At 71.1% G+C, this 23,775-nt stretch carries 18 protein-coding genes; 5 read left to right on the plus strand and 13 right to left on the minus strand.

What is annotated here, in order from left to right; all coding sequences use genetic code 11:
- Positions 1 to 21 precede the first annotated feature (21 nt).
- The 8 genes from tpiA to uvrC form a co-directional block, all read right to left on the minus strand.
- Positions 22 to 798, minus strand: a complete 777-nt coding sequence (tpiA, locus tag RM812_RS10900; protein WP_311572241.1) for a triose-phosphate isomerase — start codon at positions 796 to 798, stop codon at positions 22 to 24.
- A gap of 5 nt (positions 799 to 803) precedes the next feature.
- Complete coding sequence (locus RM812_RS10905; RefSeq protein WP_311572242.1) at positions 804 to 2,015, minus strand: phosphoglycerate kinase; 1,212 nt, start codon at positions 2,013 to 2,015, stop codon at positions 804 to 806.
- A 142-nt stretch (positions 2,016 to 2,157) separates the two neighbouring features.
- On the minus strand, positions 2,158 to 3,165 hold the full coding sequence (gap, locus tag RM812_RS10910) for a type I glyceraldehyde-3-phosphate dehydrogenase (protein WP_311572243.1): 1,008 nt from the start codon (positions 3,163 to 3,165) through the stop codon (positions 2,158 to 2,160).
- Positions 3,166 to 3,392: 227 nt separating this feature from the next.
- Positions 3,393 to 6,353: a M14 family metallopeptidase gene (locus RM812_RS10915; RefSeq protein ID WP_311572244.1), complete on the minus strand. Its 2,961-nt coding sequence runs from the start codon at positions 6,351 to 6,353 to the stop codon at positions 3,393 to 3,395.
- Positions 6,354 to 6,560: 207 nt separating this feature from the next.
- Complete coding sequence (gene whiA, locus RM812_RS10920; RefSeq protein ID WP_311572245.1) at positions 6,561 to 7,550, minus strand: DNA-binding protein WhiA; 990 nt, start codon at positions 7,548 to 7,550, stop codon at positions 6,561 to 6,563.
- Positions 7,541 to 8,632 (minus strand): gluconeogenesis factor YvcK family protein, encoded by a 1,092-nt coding sequence (locus tag RM812_RS10925; RefSeq protein ID WP_311572246.1) that lies wholly within the window; start codon positions 8,630 to 8,632, stop codon positions 7,541 to 7,543. Before RM812_RS10925 ends, whiA begins: the two co-directional genes overlap by 10 nt.
- Positions 8,629 to 9,645: an RNase adapter RapZ gene (gene rapZ / locus RM812_RS10930; protein ID WP_311572247.1), complete on the minus strand. Its 1,017-nt coding sequence runs from the start codon at positions 9,643 to 9,645 to the stop codon at positions 8,629 to 8,631. The genes RM812_RS10925 and rapZ overlap by 4 nt, the downstream gene beginning before the upstream one ends.
- On the minus strand, positions 9,642 to 11,735 hold the full coding sequence (gene uvrC / locus RM812_RS10935; protein ID WP_311572248.1) for an excinuclease ABC subunit UvrC: 2,094 nt from the start codon (positions 11,733 to 11,735) through the stop codon (positions 9,642 to 9,644). Before uvrC ends, rapZ begins: the two co-directional genes overlap by 4 nt.
- A 534-nt stretch (positions 11,736 to 12,269) precedes the next feature.
- On the opposite strand from uvrC, the gene RM812_RS10940 reads away from it, so the two are divergent.
- A complete protein-coding gene (locus RM812_RS10940) occupies positions 12,270 to 13,220 on the plus strand; it encodes a hypothetical protein (RefSeq protein ID WP_311572249.1) in 951 nt (316 codons plus the stop codon).
- Positions 13,221 to 13,271: 51 nt separating this feature from the next.
- On the opposite strand, the gene RM812_RS10945 is transcribed toward RM812_RS10940, so the two are convergent.
- Positions 13,272 to 13,697, minus strand: a complete 426-nt coding sequence (locus RM812_RS10945; protein WP_311572250.1) for a Rieske (2Fe-2S) protein — start codon at positions 13,695 to 13,697, stop codon at positions 13,272 to 13,274.
- Positions 13,698 to 13,936: 239 nt separating this feature from the next.
- On the opposite strand from RM812_RS10945, the gene RM812_RS10950 reads away from it, so the two are divergent.
- Positions 13,937 to 15,028 (plus strand): LacI family DNA-binding transcriptional regulator, encoded by a 1,092-nt coding sequence (locus RM812_RS10950; protein WP_311572251.1) that lies wholly within the window; start codon positions 13,937 to 13,939, stop codon positions 15,026 to 15,028.
- Positions 15,025 to 15,933 (plus strand): carbohydrate kinase family protein, encoded by a 909-nt coding sequence (locus tag RM812_RS10955; RefSeq protein WP_311572252.1) that lies wholly within the window; start codon positions 15,025 to 15,027, stop codon positions 15,931 to 15,933. Before RM812_RS10950 ends, RM812_RS10955 begins: the two co-directional genes overlap by 4 nt.
- A 197-nt stretch (positions 15,934 to 16,130) precedes the next feature.
- On the opposite strand, the gene uvrA is transcribed toward RM812_RS10955, so the two are convergent.
- Entirely contained in the window at positions 16,131 to 19,190 is a 3,060-nt protein-coding gene (uvrA, locus tag RM812_RS10960; RefSeq protein ID WP_311572253.1) for an excinuclease ABC subunit UvrA, read from the minus strand.
- A 223-nt stretch (positions 19,191 to 19,413) separates the two neighbouring features.
- Here uvrA and RM812_RS10965 point away from each other — a divergent pair, with 223 nt between their 5' ends.
- Entirely contained in the window at positions 19,414 to 20,100 is a 687-nt protein-coding gene (locus RM812_RS10965) for a maleylpyruvate isomerase family mycothiol-dependent enzyme (RefSeq protein ID WP_311572254.1), read from the plus strand.
- 40 nt (positions 20,101 to 20,140) lie between these two features.
- The gene (locus tag RM812_RS10970) at positions 20,141 to 20,797 is read left to right on the plus strand and encodes an MBL fold metallo-hydrolase (RefSeq protein ID WP_311572255.1); all 657 of its coding nucleotides are present in this window, start codon (positions 20,141 to 20,143) and stop codon (positions 20,795 to 20,797) included.
- Between the two features lie 82 nt (positions 20,798 to 20,879).
- On the opposite strand, the gene aroQ is transcribed toward RM812_RS10970, so the two are convergent.
- The 3 genes from aroQ to RM812_RS10985 form a co-directional block, all read right to left on the minus strand.
- Positions 20,880 to 21,353, minus strand: a complete 474-nt coding sequence (gene aroQ, locus RM812_RS10975) for a type II 3-dehydroquinate dehydratase (protein ID WP_311572256.1) — start codon at positions 21,351 to 21,353, stop codon at positions 20,880 to 20,882.
- 178 nt (positions 21,354 to 21,531) lie between these two features.
- Complete coding sequence (locus tag RM812_RS10980; RefSeq protein ID WP_311572257.1) at positions 21,532 to 22,632, minus strand: calcium:proton antiporter; 1,101 nt, start codon at positions 22,630 to 22,632, stop codon at positions 21,532 to 21,534.
- 139 nt (positions 22,633 to 22,771) lie between these two features.
- Positions 22,772 to 23,770, minus strand: coding sequence for a TerC/Alx family metal homeostasis membrane protein (locus RM812_RS10985; protein ID WP_311572258.1), 999 nt, complete (start codon positions 23,768 to 23,770; stop codon positions 22,772 to 22,774).
- Between the last annotated feature and the right edge of the window lie 5 nt (positions 23,771 to 23,775).

The raw sequence follows: 23,775 nt of genomic DNA on the forward strand, positions 1-23,775 counted from the left end.
CGTATCGCCGCTACCGCATACTCACTGGTCGCGGAAGCGCACGATCTTGACGAACTCGTCCGTGTCCAGGGAGGCGCCGCCGACCAGGGCACCGTCGATGTCGGGCTGCGCCATGATCTCGGCGACGTTGCCGGACTTGACCGAGCCGCCGTACTGGATGCGGACCTTGTCGGCCAGCTCCTGCGAGTACAGCTCGGCGATCTTGCCGCGGATGGCCGCGCAGACCTCCTGGGCGTCCTCGGCGCCGCAGACCTTGCCGGTGCCGATGGCCCACACGGGCTCGTACGCGATCACGATCGTCTCGGCCTGCTCGGCGGTGAGGTCCTTGAGACCGCCCTCGACCTGGGCGAGGGTGTGGGCGACGTGGTTGCCCGCCTCACGGACGTCCAGCTCCTCGCCGACGCACAGGATCGGGGTCAGGCCGTGCTTGTAGGCGGCCTTGACCTTGGCGTTGACCAGCTCGTCCGTCTCGGCGTGGTACTGCCGCCGCTCGGAGTGGCCGATCGCGACGTAGGCGCAGCGGAGCTTGGCCAGCATCGGGCCGGAGATCTCGCCGGTGTAGGCGCCGCCGTCGTGGGCGGAGACGTCCTGGGCGCCGTACTTGATCTTGAGCTTGTCGTGCTCGACCAGGGTCTGCACGGAGCGCAGGTCGGTGAAGGGCACCAGGACGGCGACCTCGACGGCGTCGTAGTCCTTGTCCGCGAGGGCGAAGGCGAGCTTCTGGACGTGGGCGATGGCCTCGAGGTGGTTGAGGTTCATCTTCCAGTTGCCCGCCATCAGCGGCGTGCGGGTGGTCATTGAGGTCAGTCCTCCAGTGCGGCGAGGCCGGGGAGCGTCTTGCCCTCGAGGTATTCGAGGGAGGCGCCGCCGCCGGTCGAGATGTGGCCGAATGCCTTTTCGTCGAAGCCGAGCGTACGCACGGCCGCGGCGGAGTCGCCGCCGCCGACCACGGTGAAGCCCGGGGCGTCGACGAGGGCCTGGGCGACCGCCTTGGTGCCCTCGGCGTAGTCGGGGTGCTCGAAGACGCCCATGGGCCCGTTCCAGAAGACGGTGGCGGCGTCGGCGAGCTTGGACGCGTACAGCTTGCGGGTCTCGGGACCGATGTCCAGACCCTCCTGGTCGGCCGGGATGGCGTCCGCGGCGACGGTGGTGGGGTGGGCCGGGGCCTTGGTCTTCAGGTCCGGGAACTCGGTCGAGACCAGGACGTCGACGGGGAGGACCAGCTCGACGCCGTTCTTCTCCGCGCGCTCCATGTACTCCTGGACGACCGGGATCTGGTCCTCCTGGAGGAGCGAGATGCCGACCTCGTACCCCTTGGCCTTGAGGAAGGTGTACGCCATGCCGCCGCCGATGAGGAGCCGGTCGGCCTTGTCGAGCAGCTGGTCGATGACGGCGAGCTTGTCGGAGACCTTGGCACCGCCGAGGGCGACCACGTAGGGCCGCTGGACGTCGTCGGTGAGCTTCTTCAGCACACCGACCTCGGTGGCGATGAGGTAGCCGGCGTAGTGCGGCAGCCGCTTGGGCAGGTCGAAGACCGAGGCGTGCCCGCGGTGCACGGCGCCGAAGCCGTCGCCGACGTAGACGTCCGCGAGGCCGGCCAGCTTGTCGGCGAAGGCCGCGCGCTCGGCGTCGTCCTTGCTGGTCTCGCCGGCGTTGAAGCGCAGGTTCTCGATGACCGCGACGCTGCCGTCGGCGAGGCCCGCCACCGTGGACTCGGCGGAGGTGCCGACCGTGTCCTCGGCGAAGGCGACCTCGGAGCCGAGGAGTTCACCGAGGCGGGCGGCGGCCGGGGCGAGGGAGAAGGCCGGGTCGGGGGCGCCCTTGGGGCGGCCCAGGTGCGAGGCGACGATCACGCGCGCGCCCGCGTCGGCCAGGGCCTTGACGGTGGGCACCACGGCGCGGATACGGCCGTCGTCGGTGATGGTGGTGCCGTCCAGCGGCACGTTCAGGTCGGCGCGGACGAAGACGCGCTTGCCCGCGACGCCTTCGGAGAGCAGTTCGTCGATCGTCTTCATGCAGAGGGCTCCTGGGTTCTCGTGATCGCTCGTGATCCTACGAGGGCTGGTCGCTGCGGACGCGACGCAGGGCTCGGACGGCGCGACCTTGCGCTGTCCGAGCCCTGCTACCGCATCGAGGTGCCTGCTGAGTCTGAGTCGATCAGAGCTGGTTGCCGACGAAGACCGTGAGGTCGACGAGGCGGTTGGAGTAGCCCCACTCGTTGTCGTACCAGCCGATGACCTTCACGTTCTTGCCGTCCTGGACCATGGTCAGGGACGAGTCGAAGGTGCAGGACGCCGGGGCGTTGACGATGTCGGAGGAGACGATCGGGTCCTCGGTGTACTCGAGGATGCCCTTGAGCTCGCCCTCGGCGGCCTTCTGGAAGGCGGCGTTGATCTCTTCCTTGGTGACCTCGCGGCCGAGCTCCAGGACGAGGTCGGTGACCGAGCCGGTCGGGACCGGGACGCGCATGGCGATGCCGTCCAGCTTGCCCTTGAGCTGCGGGAGGACCAGCGCGGTGGCCTTGGCGGCACCCGTGGTGGTCGGGATGATGTTCTCCGCGGCGGCACGGGCGCGGCGCAGGTCCTTGTGCGGGAAGTCCAGGATGCGCTGGTCGTTCGTGTACGCGTGCACCGTCGTCATCAGGCCCTTGACGATGCCGAAGTTCTCGTCGAGGACCTTGGCCATCGGCGCCACACAGTTGGTGGTGCAGGAGGCGTTGGAGATGACGTGGTGGTTCGCCGGGTCGTACTTGTCCTGGTTGACGCCCATCACGATGGTGACGTCCTCGTCCTTGGCCGGAGCCGAGATGAGGACCTTCTTCGCGCCGCCCGCGATGTGCTTCTCGGCGTCGGCCTTCTTGGTGAAGATGCCGGTCGACTCGATCACGATGTCGACACCCAGCTCACCCCACGGGATGTCGGCGGGGTTGCGCTCGGCCAGGACCTTGATGGTCTTGTCGCCGACGGTGATGGTGTCCTCGGTGTGCGAGACCTCTTGCTTGAGGCGTCCGAGGATGGTGTCGTACTTCAGCAGGTGGGCGGTGGTCGCGGTGTCACCCAGGTCGTTGACAGCCACGATCTCGATGTCTGCACCCTGCTCCAGCAGCGCGCGGAAGTAGTTACGACCGATGCGGCCAAAGCCGTTGATGCCTACGCGGATCGTCACGAACCGATCTCCTCGTTGGTACGCCGGCCCGTTGTGCCGGCGAGCTGTGTTTGGGATGTCCCCGACCACCTCCGACCCTACCTCTCCGAGGCGTCGGGGGTGACATCGAGACGTCCCATACCCGGCACGGCGGTCCGTACCCGCCGGTAGGGGTACGGACCGCCCGGGGCCTCGGGGTCCGATCACCCGATTTCGCTACACCGTGTCAGTCCCCGTTGATCCTGGATTCACTCGTCCAGGGCACGCAGTGCCGCGCGGACGAGGGCCGCCCGGTCGGCCGGCGCGGTGAGGTGCTCCAGGCCGAAGCCCAGGAGCACGGTGTCGTCCGTGGTGACCGCGCCGTGGGTCTGGAACAGGGTTCCGGTGCGGGTCCAGTTCTTCAGGACGGCCGGGCTGCCCGGGGGCGGCCCGGTGACCCGCCAGGCGCCCAGCGAGGTCTCGAAGCCCTCGGTCCCGGTCGCGGTGCCGCCGACGACCAGCGAGGCCTCGTCGGCGAGGACACCGCGTCCGCCGTTGCCCGGGTCGGTGACGTAGGCGATCGACACGTCCACGGACTTCCCGGCGTAGGCGCTCAGGTCGAACTCGACCTGCCGCCAGCCCTCGGAGGAGCCGGTGAGGCTGTTCCACTTCCCGCTCGTGCCGGTCGCGACGCAGCCGTCGTCGGACAGGGTCAGGTAGTGCTCCAGCCAGGGGTGCTCGCCCATGTAGTAGCCGGCCGCGCACTCCGCGGGCACGGCCGTGCGGGTGGCACCGCCCGCTTCGGGGAGCGTGGTCCAGTCGTCGGCGCCGGTGGTGTGCGCCTCGACCAGGGCGTGGTCGAAGCCGCGCTCGGTGTCCCACAGGAGCTGGGCGCGCAGCGTGGGCCGGTCCGACGCGCTGACACCGGTGAGGTCGATGGTGCGGGTGAGCCGCTTGTAGGCGTCGTTGGTGTGGCGGGCGGCGGCCATCCAGTCGCCCGCGTGGGGCCCGTACGGGTTGACCGCCCCGGCGAACTTCCCGGCGCCCTCGCTCGCGAACTGCGGGTAGGTGTCGGCGGGCAGCTCGTCCGAGGTGACGCTGTAGGTTCCGGCCTGGTCCAGGGGGTTGCCGGGGGCGTCGCCGAGGGGGCCGGCGGCTCCGTCGAGCGGGCCGGAGCCGGTGAACCGGGTGGCGCCGGTGGTCGAGGTGCGGGTGTAGGCGCCCAGGTAGTACTGGGCGAAGTCGTCGGAGGGGGTGCCGCCGCCGAGGTCGACGCTGCCGCCTGCCTCTTCACCTGCCTCGATCAGTCTGCCGCCCTCGTTGAGGAAGGCGCGCAGTTGAAGCTGGGTGGCGTTGCCGGGCACCGCGGCGCCGGTGTGGTGGACGACGGTGTCGAAGTGGCCGAGGACGCCGAGCGCGTCGGGCGTGCCCTGCGTGGCGACGTCCCATACGGCTGCCCGGCGGCCGTTCGCCTTCAGCGCGTCCACGTACTTCTGCGCCTGCGTGGCCTTCGCGCCCTCCTCGGCGACGACGAGGACGTCGGCGCGGGGCCGCTCGGCGATCGTGTACGTGAAGTGCTCGCTCTCGGTGGGCCTGCCCTGCTTCGTCTCGCCGGTGAACCAGACCTCGACCTTGTCGCCGAGGTCGCCGTCCGCGACCTTGGCCCGGTACTCGTCGAAGTAGAGGTTGTCCTCACCGCCGTAGGTCTCGCCGCCGCGCCAGGGCCGCAGCGCCACGCCGTGCGTGTGTCCGCCGTTGACGCGGTACTTCAGCTCCTTGTCGCGCACCGACTTGCGGACGACGACGGAGACCTCCTGGTCGGCGCCGCGTGCGTAGGAGGTGGTGAACTCGGCCGGGGTGAAGTCCGCGGCCTCCAGGCCGACCGAGGAGGACGGCCGGTCGGGGTGGGCGGCGGTCTCGGCGACCGAGAGCGCGAAGGGGATGTTCTTGGCGAACTCCTGCTGGATCAGTCGCTCGTCGTCGGGGAAGTTGAAGCCCGACTGGCAGTCGGCCGGGTTCCACTCGTCGTCGGGGTCCACCTCGGAGACGGTCTGGCAGGTCGACATCTCCGGGGTGAACATCGCCATGCCGTTGACGTTGGCCGCGTGGCCGTCCGCCTCGCCGTTGGTGGTGTACAGCTCCGAGGAGACCTGCGGGCGGTAGCCGGGGATCGCGGAGTTGTCGGGCGTGCCGGCGAGCGCCCTGTAGAGGACGTCGTCCGGGGTGTTCGTGGCCACCTGCCAGCCGACGCCGTAGAGGAGGAGTTCGGCGGCGGAGTGGTAGTTGATGCCGTAGGTGAAGCCGATCCGCTTCTGGAAGGAGTCCAGCGCCTGGGTCTCGGGTTCGGAGTTGGGGCCGGCGCCCCGGTAGGTCTGGCTGGTGGGGTGGGGGGACGAGCCCTCGTCGTCGTAGCCCCACTTGTAGGCGAAGTTGCGGTTGAGGTCGACGCCGTCGCCGATGCCGATGGCGCCGTCGCCGTTGACGTCGCGCAGGTTCTTGCGCCACAGGCGGTTGTCGGTGTCCGCGAACGTGTAGTCGTAGCCGTCGGGGTTGGCCGACAGGAGGAACCACAGTTCGGTGGAGTCGACCAGCTCCCTGATCCGCCGGTCCTTCGTGTAGTTGTCCAGGTAGTGGTGCATCAGCCGCCGGGTCATCTCCGGGGTGATCCACTCGCGTGCGTGCTGGTTGGACATGTAGAGGACGGCCGGCTTGGAGCCGTCCTTCGTCTTCTTCGCGTTCCTGGTGAGCTTGAGCGCCAGGATGTCCTGGCCGTTCACCGTTCTGCCGATGGAGACGACCTTGGTGAGACCGGGGTTCTCCTGCGCGGTCCGCAGGATCTCCTCCTTGAGGCCGCCGCTGCCGCTGTACGGGCGGAAGACGCCCTCGTCGGCGTCCTCGACGCGCTTCTCGGCCTGGCTGGAAAGGGTGTGCTCCGTGAGGTCGACGCCCTGCTTCTCCAGCTTCCCGGCCTGCTGGTCGGTGAGGTAGACCTCGACCGTGGCCGTTCCCCTGTCGGGGACCCGCTCGCCGAGTTCGTGGCCGTCCTGGCCGGCGGCCAGCAGCAGGGGTACCTGCTCCTGGGTGACGGCGGCGCGGAAGACCTTCACCGCGTCGGCGTCCGCCTCCGCGGTCGTGCGGTCCGCCGGTTGGGCCTGGGCGACGGGTGCGTAGCCCGCTCCGCCGATCAGGAGCGCGCCGACAGCGAGGATGGCTCTCGCTCTTGGTCTCATGAACCCCCCTGGGGATGGGTCCGCCATGGGAAGGCCACAGCGGCGACAGATGCCAGGCTCATGACACCTCACGATCGGGTCAAGAGCGCCGGACGGACACGCGCGAGCCGGTGCGGATCACCCGAGTGGGCGTCGGCACCGGCTTCTCGACGGCGCGTGCGGGGGCGGTCGACCCGGGCGGGGCGGGGCCGCGGACCCGGGTTCCGGTCAGCCGACGAGGTTGTCGGCCAGATCCTCGCTGAGGTTGGCCTCCGTGCTCGGGATGCCGAGGTCCGCGGCCCGCTTGTCGGCCATGGCCAGCAGTCGGCGGATGCGGCCGGCGACCGCGTCCTTGGTCAGCGGCGGGTCGGCGAGGGCGCCCAGCTCCTCCAGTGAGGCCTGCTTGTGCTCCATGCGGAGCCGACCCGCGGCGGCGAGGTGCTCGGGCACGTCGTCGGCGAGGATCTCCAGGGCCCGCTGGACCCGCGCACCGGCGGCGACGGCGGCGCGGGCCGAGCGGCGCAGGTTGGCGTCGTCGAAGTTGGCGAGGCGGTTGGCGGTGGCGCGGACCTCGCGGCGCAACCGCCGCTCCTCCCAGGCCAGCACCGACTCGTGGGCGCCGAGCCGGGTGAGCAGGGCGCCGATCGCGTCCCCGTCGCGGACGACGACCCGGTCCACGCCGCGCACCTCGCGGGCCTTGGCGGCGATCGACAGCCGACGGGCGGCGCCGACCAGGGCGAGCGCGGCCTCGGGACCCGGGCAGGTCACCTCCAGGGAGGAGGAACGGCCGGGCTCGGTGAGCGAGCCGTGCGCCAGGAAGGCCCCGCGCCAGGCGGCCTCGGCATCGCAGGTGGCCCCCGAGACCACCTGCGGCGGCAGGCCGCGGATCGGGCGGCCACGGCCGTCCACCAGCCCGGTCTGGCGGGCCAGCTGGTCACCGCCCGCGACCACCCGAACGACGTAACGCGAGCCGCGGCGCAGCCCGCCCGGCGCCATCACGATCAGCTCGGAGCTGTGCCCGAAGATCTCCAGGATGTCCTGCTTGAGCCGACGGGCCGCCCTCGCGGTGTCCAGCTCCGCCTCGATCACGATGCGCCCGCTCACCAGGTGAAGGCCGCCGGCGAACCGCAGAATGGCGGAGACCTCCGCCTTTCTGCAGCAGGTCCGGGTGACGGGGAGCCGGGAGATCTCGTCCTTCACCGCTGCCGTCATCGCCATGGGCCGATCCTTCCATGCATCCGAAAAATACGGTCGTACGCGGCGGCCAGCAGCTCCGGGTCGTGCCTCGGGGTCCCGTCGGTCCGGGCGACCGGAGCCAGCTCGACCGCGGCGCCGAACCGTTTCGCGGCGTCGGTGAGCGAGTCACGGTCGGGCACGGCGGCCTCGTCGGCCAGCACCACGTCCAGGGCGAGTTTAGGGGCGTGTCGTCCCAAAACCTCCAAATGACGCTGCGGGGAGAAGCCCTCGGTTTCTCCGGGCTGCGGGGCGAGGTTCAGCGAGAGCACCCTGCGCGCCTTCGTCTCGACCAGCGCGTCCAGCAGGTCGGGCACGAGCAGGTGCGGGATGACCGAGGAGAACCACGAGCCGGGACCCAGCACCACCCAGTCCGCGTCCAGGACGGCTTCGACCGCCTCGGGGACGGCGGGCGGGTCGTTCGGCACCAGGTGCACGGACTGCACCTCGCCGGGCGTGAGCGCCACGGTCGCCTGCCCGAGCACGGTGTCCACCTCCTCGGGCCGGTCCGGGTCGTGGCCCCGGACCAGGGCCTGGAGCTCCAGCGGCACCGCGGACATGGGCAGCACCCGCCCGTGCGCGCCGAGCAGCTTGCCGACCAGGTCCAGCGCCTGGACATGGTCGCCGAGCTGCTCCCACAGGGCGACGATCAGCAGATTGCCGACCGCGTGTTCGTGCAGGTCGCCCTGGGACTGGAAGCGGTGCTGGATGACGCGGGCCCAGGTCTGGCCCCAGTCGTCGTCGCCGCACAGCGCGGCCAGCGCCTTGCGCAGGTCGCCGGGCGGCAGGACGCCCAGCTCGTCGCGCAGGCGCCCGCTGGAGCCGCCGTCGTCGGCCACCGTGACGACGGCCGTGAGGTCGCCGGTGATCCGGCGCAGTGCGGCGAGCGAGGCGGACAGGCCCATGCCGCCGCCTAGGGCGACGACCTTGGGCTGGGTGCCCCGGCGGCGCGGCTTGCCGCCGCGCGCCTGCTCGGGCCGGGCGGCGCGGGCGTCGGCGGGTCTGCCGCCGCGTCCCTCGGGCACCACCCGGCGCAGCCTGCTCAGCCGCGGAGTACGTCCTGTCATTCCCGTCCCATGTCCCGGTGGACGACCACCGTCTCCACGCCCTCGGCAGCGAGCCGGGCGGCGAGTTTCTCCGACACGGCCACGGACCGGTGCTTGCCGCCGGTACAGCCGACGGCCACGGTCACGTAGCGCTTACCCTCCCGACGGTAGCCCGCGGCGATCAGCTGGAGGAGCTCGGCATAGCGGTCGAGGAACTCCTTGGCCCCGGGCTGGTTGAGGACGTACGACGACACCTCCTCGTTCAGGCCGGTGAACGGGCGCAGCTCCGGGACCCAGTGCGGGTTGGGCAGGAAGCGCATGTCCACGACCAGGTCGGCGTCGACCGGGAGGCCGTACTTGAAGCCGAAGGACATGACGGTCGCCCGCAGCTCGGGCTCCTCCTCCCCGGCGAACTGGGCGTCCATCTTGGCGCGCAGCTCGTGCACGTTGAGGCTGGAGGTGTCGATCACCAGGTCGGCGTCGCCGCGCAGCTCGCGCAGGAGTTCCCGCTCGGCGGCGATGCCGTCGACGATGCGGCCGTCGCCCTGGAGGGGGTGCGGGCGGCGCACCGACTCGAAGCGGCGCACCAGGGCGTCGTCGGAGGACTCCAGGAAGACGATCCGCCGGGTGACGCCGCGGGCGTCGAGGTCGGCGAGGGATTCGCGCAGGTTGTCGAAGAAGCGCCGGCCGCGGACGTCGACGACGACCGCGATCCGCGCCACGTTGCCCTGCGAGCGGGCGCCGAGCTCCACCATGGTGGGGATCAGCGCGGGCGGCAGGTTGTCGACGACGAACCAGCCCAGGTCCTCCAGACACTTGGCGGCCGTCGAGCGGCCGGCCCCGGACATGCCGGAGATGATCACCAGCTCGGGGATGGCCGCCTCGGACGCCCCGGCTGTTTCCTTGCCCGTACTCACCTGTGCTCCGTTGTCCTGGCGCCGGTCGGAACGGGCCGTCCGCATGCCCGTGTCCTGGCCGGTCGTGCTGTGGGCCTGTTCTCGCCCCGCTGTGGGCTCTGCCTCGTGCTCGGTCATCTCTCCTGCCCCCGTCGTTCGTCCGGGGTGCCCGCGGACACGGGCTCCCCCGGGGCATCCGCCGTCGTCTCGGGTGCCCCGTCCTCGTCATCCATGATCTCTCCGGTCGCCGTGTTCACGGCGGGCGCGGCCGGGGTGGCCCGGGCGAGGGCCACGGCGACGGTCTCGGCCGTCTTGCGGCCTATGCCGGGCACCTCGCAGATCTGGTCGATCGTCGCCGACCTCAGCTTCTTCACCGAACCGAAGTGCTTGACCAGTGCCTGCTTGCGGGTCTCCCCCAGGCCGGGCACGTCGTCCAGGGGGCTGGAGCGGAAGCGTTTGGCGCGCTTGGTGCGCTGGTAGGTGATCGCGAAGCGGTGGGCCTCGTCACGGACCCGCTGCAGAAGGTACAGGCCCTCACTGGTGCGGGGCAGGACGACCGGATCGTCCTCGCGGGGCAGCCAGACCTCCTCCAGGCGCTTGGCGAGGCCGCAGACGGCGATGTCGTCGATCCCGAGCTCGTCCAGGGCACGCTGGGCCGCCGCGACCTGCGGCTGCCCGCCGTCGACGACGACGAGCTGGGGCGGGTAGGCGAAGCGCCGGGGGCGGCCGTCGTCGTCCTTCAGGGCCGAGCCGTCCGAAGGGGCCCGGCCGTCGGTGAACTGATCGCCGACGGTGGTGTCCTCCCCGTCCGCCCACTCGCCGGTCTTCTCCTTCTCGGCGAGATAGCGGCGGAAGCGGCGGGTGATGACCTCGTGCATGGACCGGACGTCGTCCTGTCCCCGGAAGCCCTTGATCTGGAAACGGCGGTATTCGCTCTTGCGGGCCAGTCCGTCCTCGAAGACGACCATGGAGGCCACGACGTCGTCGCCCTGGAGGTGTGAGATGTCATAGCACTCGATCCGGAGCGGGGCGCTGTCCAGACCGAGGGCGTCGGAGATCTCCTCCAGCGCACGCGAGCGCGTGGTCAGGTCGGAGGCACGCTTGGTCTTGTGCAGGACGAGCGCCTGCTGGGCGTTGCGCTGCACCGTCTCCATCAGCGCCTTCTTGTCGCCGCGCTGCGGGATGCGCAGCGACACGCCCGACCCGCGGCGCTCCGTCAGCCACTGCTGGACCGGCTCCACCGGGTCGGGAAGGGCGGGGACCAGGACCTCCTTGGGGACCGCGTCGCCGGTCTCCTCGCCGTACAGCTGCTGGAGGGCGTGCTCGACGAGGGCGCCGGTGGTGATCTCCTCCACCTTGTCCGTGACCCAGCCGCGCTGGCCTCGCACGCGTCCGCCGCGCACGTGGAAGATCTGGACGGCCGCCTCCAGCTCGTCCTCGGCGATCGCGATCAGGTCGGCGTCGGTGGCGTCGGCGAGGACGACCGCGCTCTTCTCCATGGCCTTCTTCAGGGCCCCGATGTCGTCGCGCAGGCGCGCCGCCCGCTCGTACTCCATCTCCTCGGCCGCCTCGGCCATCCGCTGCTCCAGGCGGCGCAGGTAGGTGCCCGTACGGCCGGCCATGAAGTCGCAGAACTCCTCCGCGAGCTCCCGGTGGTCCTCGGCGGAGATCCGCTCCACGCAGGGCGCCGAGCACTTGCCGATGTAACCGAGCAGGCAGGGGCGGCCGGTGCGGGCGGCGTTCTTGAAGACGCCGGCGGAGCAGGTGCGCACCGGGAAGACGCGCAGCAGGAGGTCGACCGTGTCGCGGATCGCCCAGGCGTGCCCGTACGGCCCGAAGTAGCGCACGCCCTTCTTCTTGTGGCCGCGCATCACCTGCACGCGCGGGAACTCCTCGTTCATCGTCACCGCGAGGTACGGGTAGCTCTTGTCGTCGCGGTACTTGACGTTGAACCGGGGGTCGTACTCCTTGATCCAGGAGTACTCCAGCTGCAGTGCCTCGACCTCCGTGGACACCACCGTCCACTCCACGGACGCGGCCGTGGTGACCATGGTGCGGGTGCGGGGGTGGAGGTTCGCCACGTCCTGGAAGTAGTTCGCCAGGCGCTGGCGCAGGCTCTTCGCCTTTCCGACGTAGATCACCCGGCGGTGCTCGTCGCGGAACCTGTACACCCCCGGGGAGTCCGGGATCTCACCCGGCCTGGGGCGGTAGCTGGAGGGGTCGGCCATGTCTCACACCCTACTGGCGGGGACCGACACTCCGGCGGGGCTGTGGACGACGAGTCGGGGTCCTGTGGACAACCGGCCGCGGGTCCCGGCGGTCGCCCGTTCGCGGGGACCTGCGATCGCCGTCGCGGGGACCTGCGGACGACGCGTCGCGGAGACCTGCGGTGGCCTGTCGCGGGTCGGCGGGGGACGCGTAGTGCAGACCTGCGGTCGCCTGTCGCGGGGTCGGCGGAGGACGCGTGGCGCGGACCTGCGGTCGCCTGTCGCGGGGTCGGCGGGGGACGGTCCGGGGCCGACCGGTCACGCCGGGTGCCCCCGGGGCGGGGTGTGCCGGTGCGTTCTCGGCCAGGAGCGGGCGTGGTCCGGCCTCAGGTGTTGTCGGGACTTGGTCAACACGCTTCAATGCGGGGGGACTCGGGGCCCTGAAGCACGGCGTACGGATGTGAAGACCTCTGCGCCGCGACCGGGGGGGCGGCCCCGACCGATCCGCGTCGAACGGTCCGACCAGCCGTTGTGGACTCACAGAAAGGCCCCTGCATGCCGCACGCCACACCGCACGCGGACGCCGCCACCGCGGAACTCGACTCGGCCCTGCGCGGTGGCCCCTTCCACGTCGCCCTGCGCGCCGCGATCGCCGCTCGCGGACTGCCGCTGCAGCGGGTCAGGCACCATTTGTCGCGCCACGGGGTGACGGTGGGCGTCACGAGTCTGAGCTACTGGCAGCAGGGCGCCCGGCGTCCGCAACGTCCGGAGTCGCTGCGTGCCGTGCGGGCCCTGGAGGAGATACTCCAGCTGCCCGAGGAGTCGCTGATCCGCCTGCTCGCCGAGACCGGCGAGGACACCTCGGCGCAGGGGCCCGCGGCCCGCTCCCACCGCGTCCACCTGGAGGCTTCCGGCGTCCTGGACCGGCTGCTGGCCGAGCTGGACCACCCGTCCTCGGACGTCGGGGTGCATACTCTCGGACATCACGAGCACGTCCGGATCGGACCACGGCGCGAGCTCGCCGGGCACGAGTCGCACCTCATCCTCCGCGCCCGGCGCGACGGCGTCGACCGCTTCGTCGCCGTCCACCACGGCGACCCGGGATGCGTTCCCGCGCGGATGACCGTCCACGCGCTGGAGAACTGCCGCACGGGGCGGGTGCGCACCCACCACGACACGGGCGTACTCGTGACCGAGCTGCTGTTCGACACGTGTCTGCGGGCCGGGGACACCCATCTCTTCCGCTACGGCGTCGAGGACGGCACGGCCGGAGTGTCGCGCGAGTACGTCCGCGGGTTCGGTACGGCGGGTGGGCAGTACGCGCTCCAGGTGCGGTTCGACGCCGCGGCCCTCCCGGTGCGCTGCCACCGGTTCACCCGGCACTCGCCGGCGGCACCGCGCGGCGGCCGGCAGGAGCTGGCCCTCAGCGGGCAGCACCGCTCGGTGCACCTCGTGGAGCCGCGGGTGCGGTCGGGCATGCTGGGGATCGGATGGGACTGGGAGTAGTCGCGCGCCGGGAAGTGAGCGGCCGCACCCGAGTCCCGTCGGTGAGCGGCGTCAGGTCCCGGGGCTCGCGACGATCCTGCCCTGCTTCACCTCGACCGGCAGTTGGATGAGGGGCGCGTCGGCCGGGGCGTGCAGCACCTCACCGGTCCGGGCGTCGAACTCGCTGCCGTGGCACGGGCAGACGAGTTTGGTCCCCTCGAGCTTCTTGATGGGGCACCCCGCGTGCGTACAGACCGTGCTGAACGCCTTCAGGGAGCCGTCCTCGGCGCGACTGACCACCACGTTCTGGTCCCGGTAGAGCTTGGTCGCACCCTTGGCGACCTCGCCGTCCTTCCCCAGGTCGACGGGTGCGGTCGGCCTGGCGGGCACGGCACCGTCGTCGCCCGGCGAGCAGGCGGCCAGCCCGATTCCGGCGACGGGTGTGAGGGCCGCCGAGCGCAGGACGGTACGACGGCTCGGGACAGGGCGGCCGGGCATGGGAGGTCTCCACTGGTCAGGGGGCGTGCAGGGTGACGATATCCGGTGCCTGCGACCGCCCCGCGAGGTGGGTCTTCCTGGGCGGCGGCATGGGGAGGCGGCATCGGGAGGCGCACATAAACGCTTGCGCAAGCGTTTACGTGCGCCTCCCGATGGGATACGGTCCCGGCCAGGGCGCGCGGCGCGAGCACCGCGCGGGGGCCGATGCGCGGCAGTACGCGAAAGGGGGGTGCACGCCCATGGCGACCATGGCCGATGTCGCCCGGAGCGCCGGGGTCTCCGTGGCGACCGTCTCGCACGTGCTCAACGACACCCGTCCGGTACTGCCGCACACCCGCCAGGCGGTGCTGGACGCCATCGAGGAGCTCGGCTACACCCCGAACACCCTTGCCCGCTCCCTGGTGACCTCGCGTACCCGCTCGATCGGGCTGGCGGTGTCGGCGATCAGCAATCCGTACTTCACCGAGATCCTCCAGGGCGTCGAGGCCGCCGCCCTGGAGCACGGCTACAGCCTGCTCATCGCCGACCCGCACGACGATCCCGGGCACGAGCGCAAGGTCGCCCAGCTGCTGCACGAGCGGCGCGTGGACGGCATGATCGTCGCGCCCTCCGCCGACCCGCGCGAACTGGTCGCCTACCTCGGACGCCACCGGGTGCCGGCCGTGTTCCTCGACCGGCTCGTGGACACCCCGGACGGCGATCACGCCCCGCGCTTCGACCAGGTCTGCGCCGAAAGTGCCGAGCCGACGACCCGGCTGGTCACCCATCTCGCCGGGCTCGGCCACGGTCGGATCGGCCTGGTCGCGGGCCTGCCGGGGCTCAGCACGACGCGCGAGCGGATCACCGGCTACCGGCACGGCCTCGCCGCCGCCGGGCTGCCGTACGACGAACGGCTCCTGGTGCACGGCGACTCCGAGGCGGCCGGCGGCGAAAGGGCCACGGCGACCCTGCTGTCCCTGGCGGTGCCGCCCACCGCGCTGGTCACCGCCAACAACGCGATGACCATCGGCGCGCTGCGCGCCCTGCGGGACCGCGGTCTGTCCGTGCCGGACGACCTCGCGCTCTGCTGCTTCGACGACTTCGCCTGGGCGGACCTCTTCTCACCCCGGCTCACCGCCGTCGCGCAGCCCAGCCGGGAGCTCGGCGCCCGGGCCGTCCGGCTGCTGCTGGACCGCCTCGCAGCGCCGGAGCGGCCCGTACGGTCCGTGCGGCTGCCCTGCGTCTTCGTCCACCGCACCTCGTGCGGCTGTCCCGAGCGGTCCGACCGGTGCGAAGAGGCCGAGCATGTCGAACAAGCCCCAGCCAAGGCCCAGGAAGGGAACCTGCCGTGATCGTCGTCGCCGGTGAGGCACTGATCGACCTGGTACCGCAGGGCACGGGTGCCCTCGCCGCGCTGCGGCCGGCGCTCGGCGGCGGTCCGTACAACACCGCCGTCGCGCTGGGCCGCCTCGGCTCCCCCACCGCCTTCTGCTCCCGGGTGTCGTCCGACGCCTTCGGCGAGGCGCTGCTGGACCGGCTGCGCGCGACCGGCGTGGACGTCTCGCCGGTGCAGCGCGGGGCCGAGCCGACGACACTCGCCGTGGCCTCGGTCGGCGCGGACGGCTCGGCGGCCTACTCCTTCTACGTGGAGGGGACGGCGGACCGGCTGTTCACGGTGCCCACCGCGCTGCCCTCCGGTACCCGGGCCGTCTCCTTCGGGACCTGCTCGCTGGTGCTGGAGCCGGGGGCGAGCGCGTACGAGGAACTGCTGCGAGAGACGGCCGCGCGGGGCGTGTTCACCGCGCTGGATCCGAACATCCGGGCCGGACTGATTCCGGACGCGGACGCCTACCGGGCCCGGTTCAAGAGCTGGCTGCCGTCGGTTTCGCTGCTGAAGCTGTCGGCCGAGGACGCCGAGTGGCTCGGCGGCACCCCCCAGGAGTGGCTGGCGGCAGGACCGTCGGCGGTCGTGGTCACCCGGGGCGGTGCCGGGCTGACGGCGTACACCCGCGACGGCGGCGAGTACGCGGTGCCGGGCCGGCGGGCCGAGGTGGTGGACACGATCGGCGCCGGCGACACGGTGAACGCGGCGCTGCTGCACGGCCTCGCGGTACGGGACGCCCTCGGCGAAGAGGCGGTGACCGCTCTGGGCCCGGAGGGCTGGGCGGGTCTCCTGGACTTCGCCGCCCGGGCGGCGGCCATCACCTGCTCACGCGCGGGCGCGGAACCGCCGTACGCCCACGAGATGCCCCTCTGACGGTCGACGGCACCGGGGCTGCTCGGAGGGATGGTGAAGATCCAGCACGGCACGCAGCTCGTGGAGCCGGCGGGCGCCTGAGCGTCGGCGGACACGCGGACGCGCCGGGTCCCACGGAGTGGTCCGTGGGACCCGGCGCGTCGGTGCGCGGGCACTGCCCGACCGGGTGGGTCCCGGTCGCCCCGGCGTGGGCCGGGTCAGGCCTTGCTCGTCCGCGTCGTCTTCTTCGCGGCGGGTGTGGCGGGCTTGGTGGCCTTCTTGGCCGTCTTGGCCGTCTTGGCCGTCTTGGTGGCGGTCTTCTTCGTAGCCGTACCGGTGACCGCCTTGGTGGCGGTCTTCCTGGCGACGGCCTTGGCGGCCACCGTCTTCGCCGCCGCCTTGCGCGGGGCCTTCACCGGGGCCGCGTCGCTGACCCGGTCGGCGCCGAGGACCTCCCGCAGGAACTTGCCGGTGTGGCTGGCCGGAACGCCGGCGACCTCCTCGGGCGTGCCCTCGGCGACCACCAGGCCACCGCCGGCGCCGCCCTCGGGGCCCATGTCGACGACCCAGTCGGCGGTCTTGATGACGTCGAGGTTGTGCTCGATGACGATGACCGTGTTGCCCTTGTCGACCAGACCGGCCAGGACCGTCAGCAGCTTGCTGATGTCCTCGAAGTGCAGACCGGTGGTCGGCTCGTCCAGGACGTAGACCGTGCGCCCGGTGGAACGGCGCTGCAGCTCACTGGCGAGCTTCACGCGCTGGGCCTCGCCGCCGGACAGGGTGGTCGCGGACTGACCGAGCCGGACGTAGCCGAGGCCGACGTCCTTCAGCGTCTTCATGTGCCGGGAGATCGCGGGGACGGCCTCGAAGAAGTCGGTCGCCTCCTCGATCGGCATGTTCAGGACGTCGGCGATGGACTTGCCCTTGTAGTGGACCTCCAGGGTCTCCCGGTTGTACCGGGCGCCGTGGCAGACCTCGCACGGGACGTAGACGTCCGGGAGGAAGTTCATCTCGATCTTGATCGTGCCGTCGCCCGCGCAGTTCTCGCAGCGGCCGCCCTTGACGTTGAAGGAGAACCGGCCCGGCAGGTACCCGCGGACCTTCGCCTCGGTCGTCTCGGCGAACAGCTTGCGGATGTGGTCGAAGACGCCGGTGTACGTCGCCGGGTTGGACCGCGGGGTGCGGCCGATGGGCGACTGGTCGACGTGGACGACCTTGTCGACGAGGTCGTCGCCGTCCACGCGCGTGTGCCGTCCGGGCACGTTGCGGGCGCCGTTCAGCTCGCGCGCCAGGTGCGTGTACAGGATGTCGTTGACCAGGGTCGACTTGCCGGAGCCGGAGACGCCGGTGACCGCCGTGAACACGCCCAGCGGGAAGGACACGTCGATGTCCTGGAGGTTGTTCTCGCGGGCGCCGTGCACCGTGAGCTGCCGGGACGGGTCGCGGGGGCGCCGGACGTCGGGCAGGGGGATGGCTTTCCTGCCGGACAGGTACAGGCCGGTCTGCGACTCGGCGTTGTCCAGCAGCTCCTTGAGGGAGCCGCTGTGCACCACCTTGCCGCCGTGCTCACCGGCGCCGGGGCCGATGTCGACGATCCAGTCGGCGACCTTGATGGTGTCCTCGTCGTGCTCGACGACGATGAGCGTGTTGCCCATGTCCCGGAGCCGGACGAGGGTCTCGATCAGCCGGTGGTTGTCGCGCTGGTGCAGACCGATGGACGGCTCGTCGAGGACGTACAGTACGCCGACGAGCCCGGAGCCGATCTGGGTGGCCAGGCGGATGCGCTGGGCCTCGCCGCCGGAGAGGGTGCCTGCCGCGCGGTTCAGCGAGAGGTAGTCCAGGCCGACGTCGACCAGGAACCGCAGCCGCTCGTTGACCTCCTTCAGGACGCGCTCGGCGATCTTCTTGTCGCGGGCGCTGAGCTTCAGCTCGCCCAGGAAGTCCGCGCAGTCGCTGATGGACATCGCCGACACCTCGGCGATCGACTTGCCCATGACCGTGACCGCGAGGACGAGCGGCTTCAGGCGCGTGCCCTCGCAGGTGGGGCAGGGCACCTCGCGCATGTAGCCCTCGAAGCGCTCACGGCTGGCGTCGCTCTCGGCCTCGCTGTGCCGGCGCTTGACGAAGGGGATCGCGCCCTCGAAGGCCGTGGTGTACCGGCGCTCGCGCCCGTACCGGTTGCGGTAGCGGACCTCGACCTGGGTCTTGTGGCCGTACAGCAGGGCCTTGCGGGCGCGCAGCGGCAGGCCCCCGAAGGGGATGTCCGTCCGGAAGCCCAGCGCGTCGGCGAGGGCACCGATGAGGCGGCCGAAGTAGTCCTTGGTGTGCCCGTGCGACCAGGGGTGGATGGCGCCCTCGTCGAGGGACTTGTCCTCGTCGGGGACGATCAGCTCGGCGTCGACCTCCATGCGCGTGCCGATGCCGGAGCAGTCGGGGCAGGCGCCGAAGGGCGAGTTGAAGGAGAAGGAGCGGGGCTCCAGCTCTTCGAAGGACAGGTCGTCGTACGGGCAGTACAGGTGCTCCGAGTACATGCGCTCGCGCTCGGGGTCGTCCTCGGGGAGGTCGACGAAGTCGAGGACGACCATGCCGCCGGACAGGCCGAGCGCGGTCTCCACGGAGTCGGTGAGGCGGCGCTTGGCGGAGTCCTTGACCGTGAGGCGGTCGACGACCACCTCGATGGTGTGCTTCTCCTGCTTCTTCAGCGTGGGCGGGTGGGAGAGCTGGACGGTCTCGCCGTCCACCCGCGCGCGGGAGTAGCCCTTGGTCTGGAGGTCGGCGAAGAGGTCGACGAACTCGCCCTTGCGCTCGCGCACCAGCGGCGACAGCACTTGGAAGCGGCTGCCCTCCGGAAGCTCCAGCACCTTGTCGACGATGGCCTGCGGCGACTGGCGCGAGATCGGCCGGCTGCACTCCGGACAGTGCGGCTTGCCGATGCGGGCGAAGAGCAGGCGGAGGTAGTCGTAGACCTCGGTGATGGTGCCGACCGTGGAGCGCGGGTTGCGCGAGGTCGACTTCTGGTCGATGGAGACCGCCGGGGAGAGGCCCTCGATGAAGTCGACGTCCGGCTTGTCCATCTGGCCGAGGAACTGCCGGGCGTAGGAGGAGAGCGACTCCACGTAGCGCCGCTGGCCCTCGGCGAAGATCGTGTCGAAGGCCAGGGAGGACTTGCCCGACCCGGACAGGCCCGTGAAGACGATGAGCGAGTCACGAGGCAGGTCGAGCGAGACGTTCTTCAGGTTGTGCTCGCGCGCGCCACGGACGATGAGACGGTCGGCCACGCCGGTCCGCACCTTTCTTGAGAGAAGTGACAGGGGCGAGGCCCCCGTCTTTCCCAGACTAGGGGGAGCCACTGACAACGCCGGTCGGATTCACCGGTTGTCAACAAACCCCGACTTCCCAGCATGCCCGACGCCACGACCGACCATATAGCACGTGCATTCGATTTACGGGCGTCGTCCACCACCTTCACCCGAAGGTGTGGCGCGGTCTAGGGTCGGCGGCATGATTGATCACGCGCATGACCTGGCGTCTGTACGTGACGCTACCGAGCGGCTGCTCACCGCGGTCGGGAAACTGGACAACGCGTCCGTGACGGAGTCGTCACGGCTCCCCGGCTGGACCCGCGGCCACGTCCTCGCCCACCTCGCCCGCAACGCGGACGCCCTCGTGAACGTCCTGGAGGGACGCCCCATGTACGTCTCCGGCGAGGTCCGGGACACCGACATCGAGCGGGACGCCCCGCGCCCCCTGGACGCGCAGCTCACCGACGTGCGCGAGAGCGCGGCCCGGTTCCAGGAGGCGGGGGCGGTGCCCGCCGACTGGTCGCGCACGGTGGAACTGCGCAACGGCGTCACCGACTCCGCCTCCCGCGTGCCGTTCCGGCGGTGGGCCGAGGTGGAGCTGCATCACGTGGACCTGGGGATCGGGTACGAGCTGGAGGATCTTCCGGCGGAGTTCACACAGCGGGAGACCGAGTTCCTCGCCGCCCGGTTCACCGGGCATCCGGACGTGCCGCCCACCCGGATCACGGACGGCACGCGCGCGTGGAGCACGGGCCGGGAGGCGACCGAGCCGGAGGTGACCGTCACCGGTCCGCCGGCCGACCTCCTCGGCTGGCTCGCCGGCCGCCGCGAGGGGTCCGCTCTGACCGTGCGAGGCGGCCCGCTGCCCGTGCTGCCCCCGCTGTAACGGGCGGTCCGGGGCCGCCTCCGGCGCTAGGCTGGCCGTCATGACGTACAGCGGAGAGGTGCGGGTCGGCGGCCCCGCCGACGTGCACGAGCTCAAGGACCTGATGATCACCAAGGTCGCGGTCGGCCCGATGGACAACAACGCCTACCTGCTGCGCTGCCGGGCCACCGACGAGCAGCTGCTGATCGACGCGGCGAACGACGCGGAAGCGCTGCTCGGCACGATCGGTGACGGCGGCATCGCGTCCGTCGTCACCACCCACCGGCACGGCGACCACTGGCAGGCGCTCGCCGAGGTGGTCGCGGCCACCGGCGCCCGCACCTTCGCGGGCCGGTACGACGCGGAGGGCATCCCCGTACCCACCGACGTCCCGGTCGACGACGGCGACACGATCCGGGTGGGGCAGGTGGAGCTCACCGCGCGCCACCTGGTCGGGCACACGCCGGGCTCCATCGTCCTGGTGTACGACGACCCGCACGGGCATCCCCATGTGTTCACCGGGGACTGTCTCTTCCCGGGCGGTGTGGGCAACACCCACAAGGATCCGAAGGCGTTCGCGAGCCTGATGCACGACGTGGAGACCAAGGTCTTCGACGTGCTCCCGGACGAGACGTGGGTCTACCCCGGGCACGGCAATGACACCACGCTCGGCGCGGAACGGCCGCACCTGCCGGAGTGGCACGCGCGCGGCTGGTGAACGCCGTACGGCTCCTGGGCGGCACGGGCCGCCGGTCCTTCGGTCCCCGCCCCGCGCCCGACCGCACCGGCGCCGGCGCCTCTCAGGTCCGGACCCGTCCCGCCCCGGCCAGCGCGGCGACCCGCTCCACACCGAACGCGTACCCCTGCACCCCGCACCCCGCGATCACGCCGTCGGCACGCTGCGAGACGTAGGAATGGTGACGGAACGGCTCACGCTGATGGATGTTGGAGATGTGGACCTCCACCACGGGCAGCCCGTCACAGGTGTTGAGCGCGTCCAGGATGGCGACGGACGTGTGCGAGTAGGCGGCTGGGTTGATCACGATCCCGCAGTGGTTCAGCCGGGCCTCCTGGATCCAGTCGACCAGTTCGCCCTCGTGGTTGGACTGCCGGAAGTCCACCGTGCCACCGTGGGCCGCCGCCGCCTTCACGCACAGGGCCTCGACGTCGGCGAGGCTGTCGGAGCCGTAGATCTCCGGCTGGCGCCGGCCCAGCAGGTTCAGGTTGGGGCCGTTGAGGATCATGATCGGGGCGTTGGCCAGGGTGCGGGGCACGGTTCCTCCGGTCCGTTCGAGGCGCGGCGGTCCTTGCACGACCGCTGCTCGGTCCCCGGTCTATCACGGTGCCGGACACCGGCGGTCACCGCGGGTGAACCCGACGGCACCGCCCGGCCCCGGGACGGCATGGCGGCCGCGCTCGGGGCCTTCGGTCTCCGGGCCGACGCACCCGACGCTACGGATTGACGGCGAGTTCCAGATAGGCCGCGAACAGCACCAGGTGAACGCCTCCCTGCAGGGGCGTGGCACGGCCCGGCACGACCGTCAGCGAGGCCACCACCACGGTCAGGGCGAGCAGCACCATGTGGGTGGAGCCCAGGCCGAGGACCAGCGGCCCGGAGAGCCACACGGAGGCCAGGGCGACCGCCGGGATGGTCAGGCCGATGCTGGCCATCGCCGAACCGAGCGCGAGGTTCAGGCTGGTCTGCACCCGGTCGCGGCGCGCGGAACGCAGCGCGGCGATGGTCTCGGGGAGCAGCACCAGCAGGGCGATGATGACGCCGACGACGGCGTGGTGCAGCCCGGCTGCCGCCACTCCGTCCTCGATGGTGGGCGACACCCCTTTCGCCAGGCCGACCACGCCGATCAGGGCCAGGGCCAGCAGCCCCAGGCTGACCAGTGCGGTGCGGACCGACGGTACGTCGGCATGGGTCTCGACGGTGATCACCTGGCCCTGCCGGGTGATCGGCAGGAAGTAGTCGCGGTGCCGCACGGTCAGGGTCGCGATGAACAGGGCGTACAGGACGAGCGAGGAGAGCGCGGCGAAGGTCAGCTGCACGGTGGAGAACTCCAGGCCGGGCGCACTGGTGGTGAACGTCGGCAGCACCAGGCTGAGCGTGGCCAGGGTCGCCACCGTCGCGAGGGCGGCGCCGGTGCCCTCCGGATTGAACACCGCGGTGCCGTGCCGGAGGGAGCCGACCAGCAGGCTGAGGCCCACGACGCCGTTGCAGGTGATCATCACGGCCGCGAAGACCGTGTCCCTGGCCAGGGACGCGCTCTTGTCGCCGCCGTCCGCCATCAGGGTCACGATGAGAGCGACTTCGATGACCGTGACGGCGACGGCGAGAACGAGAGAGCCGAAGGGTTCCCCGACCCGGTGGGCGACCACCTCGGCATGGTGCACGGCGGACAGGACGGACGCCGCGAGGACCACCGTGAGCAGCGCGACGACCGCGCCGGGCAGATCGCGGCCCCAGGTGATGACCAGCAGCACGACCGCGACCACGGGCGTGACGGTCGTCCACTGTGTGAGAAACGCCCTGGGACGACTGACCATGCGGCGATCGTCGCAGAGGGCGACGGGCCTCGCACTCCCTGCGCATGGACCGCAGAACGGATGCGGCGGGCAGCTCATCGCCACCCGCCGCTCCCTGTTGAGGGCTGACCACGCCCGACCGGAGGCCGGTCCTACGGGGTCAGGCCTCGATGCTGTCCTTCGCGTCGCCGCTCCTGGCGTTCGCCGCTTCCGCCTCGGCCTGCTTCTTGGAGGCCCTGAGGCTGGTGATCGTGGTGACGATCAGGACGGAGCAGATCACACCCAGCGAGACCGGGATGCTGATCTCGGGGACGTGGACCCCGGACTCGTGCAGGGCGTGCAGCACCAGCTTGACGCCGATGAAGCCCAGGATGACCGACAGGCCGTAGGAGAGGTGCACCAGCTTCCTCAGCAGACCGCCGAGGAGGAAGTACAGCTGTCGCAGACCCATCAGGGCGAACGCGTTGGCCGTGAACACGATGTACGGGTCCTGGGTCAGGCCGAAGATCGCCGGGATGGAGTCGAGTGCGAAGAGCACGTCGGTGGTGCCGATCGCGAGCATCACGACCAGCATCGGGGTCATGACGCGCTTGCCGTTTTCCTCGATCCACAGCTTGGTGCCGTGGTAGCGGTCGGCGACGCCGAAGCGGCGCTCGGCCGCCTTGAGCAGCTTGTTCTCGTCCCACTCCTCGTCATCCTCCTCGGCGCGGGCCTCCTGGATGAGCTTCCAGGCGGTGTAGATGAGGAAGGCGCCGAAGATGTAGAAGACCCAGGAGAAGTTGGCGATGATCGCGGCACCCGCCGCGATGAAGATCGTCCTGAGGAGCAGGGCTATGAGGACACCAATGAGGAGCACTCGCTGCTGGTACTGCGAGGGCACCGCGAACTTCGCCATGATCAGGATGAAGACGAAGAGGTTGTCCACGCTCAGGGACTTCTCGGTGATGAAGCCCGCGAAGAACTCGCCGGAGGGCTGGCCGCCGCCGAAGATGAACAGGCCGAGTCCGAAGAGGCCCGCCAGGGCGATCCAGACGGCCGTCCAGATCCCCGCTTCCTTGATCGACACGTCATGCGGCTTGCGGCCGATGAAGAAATCGGCCCCGATCAGGGCGGCAAGGCCCACGACGGTCAGGACCCACAGGGTCACAGAAACTTCCACTACTA

This window comes from Streptomyces lancefieldiae (assembly GCF_031845825.1).
GTDB classification, from domain to species: domain Bacteria; phylum Actinomycetota; class Actinomycetes; order Streptomycetales; family Streptomycetaceae; genus Streptomyces; species Streptomyces lancefieldiae.